Origin of the sequence: Aquabacterium sp. UBA2148 (genome assembly GCF_002328915.1) — a bacterium.
Taxonomy (GTDB): Bacteria; Pseudomonadota; Gammaproteobacteria; order Burkholderiales; family Burkholderiaceae_C; genus Aquabacterium; species Aquabacterium parvum.
On sequence record NZ_DCXA01000205.1, the window covers coordinates 1 to 8,707 of the forward strand.

Consider the following 8,707-nt stretch of genomic DNA (forward strand, 5'->3'; position numbering starts at 1 on the left):
AACCGCTACAAGGGCCTGCGCGCCCCGCACAAGATCAAGTTCGGTGTGTCGGGCTGCACCCGTGAATGCGCCGAGGCGCAAGGCAAGGACGTGGGCGTGATCGCCACCGAGAAGGGCTGGAACCTGTACGTGTGCGGCAACGGCGGCATGAAGCCCCGCCACGCCGAGCTGATCGCCTCCGACCTGACCAAGCCGCAGCTGATCGCCATGATCGACCGCTTCCTGATGTTCTACGTCAAGACGGCCGATCGCCTGCAGCGCACCAGCACCTGGCGCGACAACCTCGAAGGCGGCCTGGACTACCTCAAGTCCGTGCTGATCGACGACTCGCTGGGCCTGGGCGCCGAGCTCGAAGCGCAGATGCAGCACGTGGTGAGCACCTACCAGTGCGAATGGAAGACCGCAGTGACCAACCCCGAGGTGCGCAAGCGCTTCCGCTCCTTCGTCAACAGCGAAGCCAAGGACGAACGCATCCTGTTCGTCAAGGAACGCGGCCAGATCCGGCCGGCGCGCCCTGAAGAGCGCCAGGAGCTCGAGTCCGGCGCCACGATCGAGACCGCCTGAGCAGGAGCCAACACCATGAGCGCCGTCCTCAACCCCACCATGACCTCTTCCGACACCTCTTCCTGGACCGACATTTGCCCGGTCGACGACATCCTGCCTGACACCGGCGTGTGCGCGCTGGTTCAGGGCCGACATGTCGCGGTCTTCCGCGTCGGACCGGATCGCTTCTTTGCCATCGACAACGTAGACCCCAAGTCCGGCGCCAGCGTGCTCTCGCGCGGGCTTGTCGGCAGCCTCGGTGACCGCATCGTCGTGGCCTCGCCGCTCTACAAGCAGCACATCGACCTGCACAGCGGTCAATGCATCGAGCAGCCCGAGCTCTCGGTGAGTGCCCACGCGGTGCGCACCGAAAGCGGCGTGGTGCAGGTCCGCCTGCGCTGATCGCCTCGTGACGCTGACCGAACCGAAGAGACACAACCGCAAACGCGAAAGTAGAGGGCGGCACACCGCCCCGCTCGCCTGACGAAGCACCATCAGAGGCTCGCAGGCCCACTCCCCCCGCTGAAACACAGGAATCCCAACATGGCCTACCTCGCACCTGCCGAATTCGTCACCAAGATGGTCGATGCCGGCGAATCCAAGCTGCTGATGTCCACCCGTGACACGCTCATCCGCTCGTACATGGCTGGCGCCATCCTGGCACTGGCTGCGGCCTTCGCCGTGTCCGTGTCGGTCAACACGGGCAACCCGCTCATCGGAGCCCTGCTCTTTCCGACGGGCTTTTGCATGCTGTACCTGCTGGGCTTTGACCTGCTGACCGGGGTCTTCACCCTTGCACCGTTGGCGGTGCTGGACCGCCGACCCGGCGCCACATGGAGCGGGGTGCTGCGCAACTGGAGCCTGGTCTTCGTGGGCAACTTCGCGGGTGCGATCACCGTGGCCGTTTTCATGGCCATCATCTTCACCAACGGCTTCACCGAGGCGCCGAACGCCATCGGGCAGAAGATCGGACACATCGGGGAAGGTCGCACCCTGGGCTATGCGGCCCACGGCGCCGCCGGCATGCTGACGCTGTTCGTGCGCGCCGTCATGTGCAACTGGATGGTCTCGACGGGCGTGGTGGCGGCCATGATGTCGACCAGCGTGTCCGGCAAGGTCATCGCCATGTGGATGCCCATCCTGATGTTCTTCTACATGGGCTTCGAGCACTCGATCGTCAACATGTACCTCTTCCCATCTGGTCTGATGCTGGGCGGCAACTTCACGTTCATGGACTACCTGATCTGGAACGAAATCCCCACGGTGCTGGGCAACCTGGTGGGCGGTCTGACCTTCGTTGGCGCCACGCTGTACTCGACGCACTACAAGACCGCGCCCAAGCGCGCGTCGGTCTGATGTTGCAGATATCGCTCGGCCAGCACTCGCGGGCCGGGCGCAAGGACATCAACCAGGACTTTCACGGCGCTGCCATTCCCCGAGAGCCGCTGTTGAGCAGCAAGGGCATCGCACTGGCCATTGCGGACGGCATCGGCAGCAGCCCGGTGAGCCAGCTGGCCAGCGCTGCGGCCGTCAAGGGCTTCCTCGATGACTACCTTTGCACCTCCGAGGCCTGGAGCGTCAAACGCTCCGGCCAGCGAGTGCTCGCTGCAACGAACTCCTGGCTTCACGCCCAGAACCAGCGCAGCGATGCGCGGTTCGACCGCGACCGGGGTCAGGTGTGCACTTTCAGCGCTCTGATCCTCAAAGGCAACGAAGGCCACCTCCTTCACGTCGGCGATACGCGGATCTGCCAGCTTCACCAGCAGGCTCTGGAGCCCCTGACCGAAGACCACCGCGTCCAGGTGTCTGCGTCGCAGACCTGCCTGGGACGAGCCCTGGGCGTGGGCCCATCGGTTGAAATCGACCACCGCAACTGGACGATAAGAGTCGGCGACATCTACCTGCTGAGCACCGACGGCGTGCATGAACACATCGATGCTGCCGATGTTCATCGCGCGCTGTGCGCCCACCCCAGCGACCTCGACGCTGCTGCAGCGGCGCTCGCAGAGCTGGCCTTCGAGCGGGGCAGCCAGGACAACCTGACCCTGCAGATCGTGCGGGTGCAAGAGCTTGGCGAAGCACCGGTTCACACCCTGCACCAGCAACGCACGGAGCTGGCACTTCCGCCCGCGCTGCATGCTCGCATGAGCTTCGAGGGCTACACCATCGTTCGCCCCTTGCATGCCAGCTCGCGCAGCCATGTTCACCTGGCCATCGACGATGCCACCGGAAAGCAGGTTGCACTCAAGACGCCTTCGGTAGACATGCGCGAGTCGTCCGATTACCTGGATCGGTTCCTGCTGGAGGAATGGGTAGCGCGTCGCCTCGACAGCCCGCACGTGCTCAAGCCATGCGGGCAGGACAGGCCGCGACAACACCTGTTCGTTGCCATGGAATACATCGAAGGCCAGACCCTTGCGCAGTGGATGAACGACCACCGGCGCCCCGGGCTCGACCAGGTGCGACAGGTCATCGAACAAGTTGCCAAAGGGTTGCAGGCCTTCCATCGCAAGGAAATGCTGCACCAGGATCTGCGGCCGGAGAACATCATGATCGACCGGACCGGAACAGTTCGCATCATCGACTTTGCCTCGGTGCATGTCACCGGCTTGGCCGAAGGTGGCAGACAGGCGCAGGCCGATGATTTGCTCGGCTCTCTTCAGTACACCGCGCCAGAGTCCCTCCTGGGGCATGGGGGCAGCCCGGCTTCCGACCTCTTCTCGCTGGCGGTGCTGACGTATCAGATGCTCACCGGGCAATTGCCATACGGATTGCAGGCGGCGAGGCTTCGCTCTGCCGCGGACATCCGCAAGCTCCGGTACGTGCCCGCCCGCAACCACCGCCCGGACCTGCCCCCGTGGCTGGACAGCGTCCTGCGCAAGGCCCTCCACGCCGACCCTGCCCGTCGCCACGAAGCACTCTCCGAGTTCGTGCATGGACTGCGGGCACCTGGGCCGGGACAACAGCACCACCGGAGCACGCCACTGATCGAGCGAAACCCGGTCGCGTTCTGGCGGGCCCTGTCCCTGGTGCTTGCCATCGCTTGCCTGATCCTGTTGGGATCGCGCCTCGCCGGACATTGAGGAAGGCATGAACATGCCTCGGGCTCCCGCACCGACCTGTTCAACGCCCCGCAAAGCAGGGACAATCAGACTTGTCCATCGCCCATTGCCCGAAGCCATGTCCCTGTCCGTCTCCAGCCTCGTTCTGCGCGCCAAACAATTGGAGCTGGAAGGCATCCGGCACCTCGCTGGCCGCATCGAACTGGTCGATGTCATCGGGCAACTGATTCACGCGCTGCAACGCGAGCGCGGGGCCACCAGCATCTACCTGGCCTCGGCGGGGCAGCGCTTCGCCAGCGAACGCCAGGCCACGGTCGAGTCGGTAACGCCCATCGAGGCCCGCCTGCGCGAGCTGTTCGATGCGCAGCTGGCCCCCGAAGCCGGCGCGTCCGCACGCATGCTCTCACTGATGGCATGGGTGGTGCTCGACCTCGACGCCCTGACCGAGCTGCGCGCCCAGACCGTGCAACACACAGCCACCGCTCACGCCGCAGTGACGGCCTACAGCCGCCTGATCGCCGGCCTGGTCGAGCTCATCTTCCACGTGGCCGACGCCACCTTGCACCCCGGCATCTCGCGCCTGCTGGTGGCCTTCGTGCACCTGGTGCAAGGCAAAGAAGCCGCCGGACAGGAGCGCGCCGTGGGCGCCCAGCTCTTCGCCTCCGGGCATTGCAGCGAGGCCGAGCAACAGCGCGTCATCCACCTCATCGACGCGCAAGAGCGCAGCCTGCACGTCTTCGAAGAATTCACCGACCCGACCTTGCGTGGGCGCTGGCTGCAGTCGCAACTCACGCCCAACATGGCGCAGCTCGAGCGCCTGCGCCGCAGCGTGTGCACGGCTCGCGCCGGTGCCAAGCTCGACACCGCGCTCAGCGAAAGCTGGTTCGAGGTCACCAGCGCGCGCATCGGCGAGATGGAGGACATGCTCGTGGCCTTGGTGCACGCGCTGCGCCACGACTGCGACGCCCAGATCCGCGCCACCGAACAAGACCTGCAGGATTCCGAAGGCCTGCTCGAGCGCCTGCGCCAGAACCCGCCGCGTCACAGCCACGCGGTCGACCGCTTCTTCAACGACGCCGAGCAAGCCGAGGCCCCGGTGCTGTCGAACCTGCCCGATGGCCTGAAAGACGCGCCGGGTGCAGGCGCCGGTTCGGCCCTGGTCGAGCTGCTGCAGGATCAGTCGGCGCGGCTCAGCCGCATGGAGTCCGAGCTCGACACGGCACGACGCGCTCTGCACGAGCGCAAGGTCATCGAGCGGGCCAAGGGCGCGCTGATGTCGCGCCTGGGCCTGAGCGAAGAAGAGGCCTTCCGCGCCCTGCAGAAGGCCTCAATGGACCACAACAAGCGCCTGCTGGATGTGGCCGAGGCGACGCTGGCCCTGCCTGATTTCGCTTTCGCATCACAAGTGCGCACGGCACCGCCTCACTGAGGCGTGCCAGGCCAAGGCAGCATTCAGCTGCCGCCATCGCTGCGGTTGCTGCGACCGTCGCGCTCGGCCAGCAAGCGGGACTGCGCACGGATGGCCCGCTCCTCCAGCGGGGCATCGGCCTGTGTGTCCTGCGTCATCAACTCGATGAGCCGGGCCGTGATGGCCTCCTGATCACCAAAGAGCTGCAAGGCCGCTTGCGCGCCGAAGTGGTCGTGCCTCATCACCTGCAGGGCCTGCAGGTCACGGGCCATGTCGTCCACCGTGAGCGGGGCCTGATCGGGTTGCACGCGCTGGCGCACGGCCTCCTGGTAACGGTCAAAGCGCTGGGCCAGTTCCAGGGCCTGGGTTTGCTGGGCCTGCGGCAGGCCGGCCGCGGCCTCGCGCACCAGCGCCGGGAACTGCTCGGGGGTGCTGAAGGCGATCAACTGCTCCAGCGTCACCACGGTGTTGGCGTCCAGCACCAGCGCGCCCGAGGCATCGACCCGAAACGGTCGCACGGTGCCGATGCGAACGGGGCCCTCCTCGCCCAGCACCCGCTGACGCACGCCCAGGTCGATGTGCTGGGATGCGCCCGGCACGCTCGGCAGGATCCAGCGGTCGGGCGACGATGGCTGGGCAACGGGTGCGTTCGGCGCGGGTGGAGCGCCGTCCGAACGCAGCCCGAGCCAGCCAACCAGCACCAGGGTCCCCAAGCCCACTCCCGCCAGCAAGGCGAGGGCCGGCCTGGACCATGGCCGGCGGCGCGACGTGATCGAGATGATCATGGCGCGCCTCCGATCAGTAAGGGCAGTTCTGGTTGTAGCGGTCGAAGACCAGCGCCGTCGCGTAGCGCGTGTGCTCGGTGCCGCACAGGAAAGCCGAGTAGCGGGTGTCGCCATCGACAAAGCGCTTCATCCAGGCCACGCCATAACGCCCGATCGGCGTGTTGGTCGAGTTCGGCGTGAAGTGCGTGGCGCCGTTGAGCTCGCCATAGGCTTTCGACGTCGCGCTCGGCAGGGCCGCGTAGAAAGGACGCGCGTGGCTGGTCACGCCGGCCACCGTGTCGCCATCGGCCCCGACGATCATCGTCGGCACGCGCACGGTCGAGAAAGCCGAGTTGATGTTCCACGGCGTCAGCGGCTAGGAGGCCTTGAGCGTGGGGTTGTCGCGCGCGGCAATCAGCGCGCCGCCACCGCCCATCGAGTGCCCCGCCACGGCCAGGCGGCTGGTGTCGATGCGGGCCTTGACGGCCGAGCTCGACGAGTTGATGACGTGATTGAGCGCGGCCATCAGCTGGTTGGCCCGGCTGTCGGGTTGGTCGAGCGTGGTCAGGGTGTTGAGGGTGATGACCACGAAGCCGTGTGTGGCGATGCGGCGGCCCAGCCAGGCGATGCTGGTCTGGGTGGCGGTGAAGCCAGGGCTGATGGCGATGACGCCGTAGCGCGCCTGGGTGGTCGGGTAGTAGATGGTGCCGCCACCGAAACCGCGCGGCGCGGTGACGGAAGCGGTGCTCACGCTGAGCGGGCCGGCCGAGGCATTGAGGGATGCGGAGGTCGGCGCCGTGGTCTGAGCCAAGGCGCTGGCAGCGGCGGCCACCAGGCAGGTGGCCAAAACAGAGCGGATGGGTGCGTTCTTCATGTGTCCTCTTGTGGGTCGGTTGGGTGCATCGTTGACGGAGCCCGCTGCGGCGGCCGAAGCCGACTCAACGGGGCCCATGCACTGTGCTTGCCGACATCAGGACCGTGAAGAAACACCACGGACAAAAAGCAGACCCAAAGGGACAGTGGGGGATCAGGAAAACCCGGTCACTGCAGGTGCAAACGAGCGCCGTCCTGTGCCATGCGGTACTCGCGCGGCGTCAGGCCCGTCCAGCGCTTGAAGGCGTGGCGAAAGCTCACCACGTCGCTGAAGCCCAGTGCCTCGGCGATGTCTTCGGTGCTCAAGCGCGTGCCCACCAGGTAGTCGATCGCCAGGCGCTTGCGCACCGCAGCGAGCAGCTCGGAGAAGCCGGCGCCCTCGGCCTCCAGCCGGCGACGCAGGGTGCGCGAGGTCATGCACAGGCGACTGGCCACCTCTTCGATGGAGGGAAAGCGGCCGCCGTGCCGGGTGAGTTCTTCGTAGACGCGTCGGGTCATGCCCGCGCCCCAGCTGGCCTCTTCCAGCAACCGAGCGCATTGCACCGACAGGTGAGAAGCCGTGATCGGGTGGGCGAGTTGGGGCGCACGCGTGAGCAAGGTGGCATCAAAGCGCAGGGTGTTGGCCGACTGCCCGAACACGACGGGGGCGTGCAGCACGCGCTCCCAGTGGCTGACGTCTGCAGGCGCCTGCCCGATGTAGCCCGCTTGCTTGGGGCCGAAGGACTCGCCCATCACGTCCTGGCCGATGCGCACATGGGCCGCCAGCTGCAGGTCGATCATGAAGCGGTAGAGCGCTTCATCGACATCGGGCCAGGGGAAGGCCGCGCGGTCAGGGAAGGTCCACACCGCCTCATCGCCCTGTACCTCCCAGCGCAAGGGCAGCATGCCGCCCGAAAGCGGGTGATAGCGGATGGCGCGCTCCCAGACCTGGCGAAGCGACTCCGAGCACAGCAGCGCGTAGCCATACATGCCGTAGTGCATCACACCCAGGCGCTCGCCCACGCGCAGACCGAGGTCGGCATGGGGCAAGAGGCGCACGGCGTTGCGGCTCGCGCGCAAGAACTGCGCACACGAGGTCATGGTGAAAGGATTGCTGACGTTCTCCGGCAGCAGGCCGGTGCCTGCGAGCACCTCGTGCGGGTCGGCGCCCAGCTCGGTCATCACCCCCAGCAGCACCGAGAGCTTGGAAGGCGGGAAGCGCCGGTCGCCAGCGCGGGCCAGCAGCAGCGCGGTGCCGCGCCCGTCGGTGGAAGCGCGCAAAGGTGGCGCCGGATCGGTGTCGATGAGCTGCATGGTGAGGACCTCCTGAATGCCTGATCGCGGCGATTCTGTCAGCGGCCTGCCCACTTGCCTCTCCGGGACGCCCCGGGTCTGCGGCATCGCATCTGGACACCGATGTCCGATCCGATCACCCCCTTGTCCGATCCGATCACCCGTGGGCCAGGAGCACGCGTGCAGCCTCGATGCGCAGGGCCATGTCCACGCTGGGGTCGTTCATCACGGACAGCAGGAAAGCGCGTGGGGCGTCGGCCGCCGCCGCACCGATCGAAGGCGACGCTGGTGCGCCCAAGGAACCCGGCGGGACACCGAGGTGCGGAGCGGGCTGGCCAGGCACGTCGCCACCGCTGTTCTGGTCTGCGAGCGCGTCGGCCGCATCCCGGGACGACGCAGCCAGCCAGCGCGCCCATGGCTCGGCAGGAATGGGCAAGAGCCTGCTCAGCAGCGTGGCCTGCCCTTCTTCGCTGGGTGCGCAATCGAGCCAGGGGGATTCGGCGAAAACGGGAACGAGGTCAGGGGCGACGAACGCCGACCACCGATCGGGCGCGACCTCGCGGGGCACGGGCCAGGCGTCTTGGTGGGCATCGGTTGACGAATCGGCCGGCCAGCACGTGAAACGCCAGGCAGCGGCATCGGCGGGCGACACGGTCACGCCAACCTGCTGCAACCCCTCTCGGATCAACTGGCGCAGCACCAACAGGGCTTCGTCCGCCGACCGGGTCGATGGCAGGGCGAAGCACAGCAGCCAGCCCTCGGTGCCATCGACCGCGATGGCAGGC

General features: G+C 66.9%; 9 protein-coding genes and 1 pseudogene. 5 read left to right on the top strand and 5 right to left on the bottom strand.

The genetic code is table 11. The annotated features are described in order from the left end of the window. The 5 genes and pseudogenes from B2W70_RS11325 to B2W70_RS11345 all read left to right on the top strand — a co-directional run. A pseudogene (locus tag B2W70_RS11325) lies at positions 1-564 on the top strand (nitrite reductase (NAD(P)H)); the annotation flags it as partial. Positions 565-603: 39 nt separating this feature from the next. Further along, complete coding sequence (gene nirD, locus B2W70_RS11330) at positions 604-945, top strand: nitrite reductase small subunit NirD (protein WP_286745771.1); 342 nt, start codon at positions 604-606, stop codon at positions 943-945. Between the two features lie 141 nt (positions 946-1,086). Then, positions 1,087-1,899 carry a formate/nitrite transporter family protein gene (locus B2W70_RS11335; protein WP_286745760.1) on the top strand — a complete coding sequence of 271 codons (813 nt, stop codon included), beginning with the start codon at positions 1,087-1,089 and terminating at the stop codon, positions 1,897-1,899. After that, positions 1,899-3,626 (top strand): bifunctional protein-serine/threonine kinase/phosphatase, encoded by a 1,728-nt coding sequence (locus tag B2W70_RS11340; protein ID WP_286745773.1) that lies wholly within the window; start codon positions 1,899-1,901, stop codon positions 3,624-3,626. Before B2W70_RS11335 ends, B2W70_RS11340 begins: the two co-directional genes overlap by 1 nt. A gap of 97 nt (positions 3,627-3,723) precedes the next feature. Next, a complete protein-coding gene (locus tag B2W70_RS11345; protein ID WP_286745762.1) occupies positions 3,724-5,034 on the top strand; it encodes a nitrate- and nitrite sensing domain-containing protein in 1,311 nt (436 codons plus the stop codon). A gap of 23 nt (positions 5,035-5,057) precedes the next feature. On the opposite strand, the gene B2W70_RS11350 is transcribed toward B2W70_RS11345, so the two are convergent. The 5 genes from B2W70_RS11350 to B2W70_RS11370 all read right to left on the bottom strand — a co-directional run. Further along, positions 5,058-5,798, bottom strand: coding sequence for a hypothetical protein (locus B2W70_RS11350; protein ID WP_286745763.1), 741 nt, complete (start codon positions 5,796-5,798; stop codon positions 5,058-5,060). Positions 5,799-5,811: 13 nt separating this feature from the next. Continuing rightward, entirely contained in the window at positions 5,812-6,114 is a 303-nt protein-coding gene (locus B2W70_RS11355) for a hypothetical protein (protein WP_286745765.1), read from the bottom strand. 39 nt (positions 6,115-6,153) lie between these two features. Then, positions 6,154-6,651: a chlorophyllase/cutinase-like alpha/beta fold protein gene (locus B2W70_RS11360; protein ID WP_286745766.1), complete on the bottom strand. Its 498-nt coding sequence runs from the start codon at positions 6,649-6,651 to the stop codon at positions 6,154-6,156. A 167-nt stretch (positions 6,652-6,818) separates the two neighbouring features. Continuing rightward, positions 6,819-7,943: an AraC family transcriptional regulator gene (locus tag B2W70_RS11365; protein WP_286745768.1), complete on the bottom strand. Its 1,125-nt coding sequence runs from the start codon at positions 7,941-7,943 to the stop codon at positions 6,819-6,821. Positions 7,944-8,079: 136 nt separating this feature from the next. Then, on the bottom strand, positions 8,080-8,707 hold a 628-nt coding region (locus B2W70_RS11370), incomplete at its 5' end, for a hypothetical protein (RefSeq protein WP_286745769.1).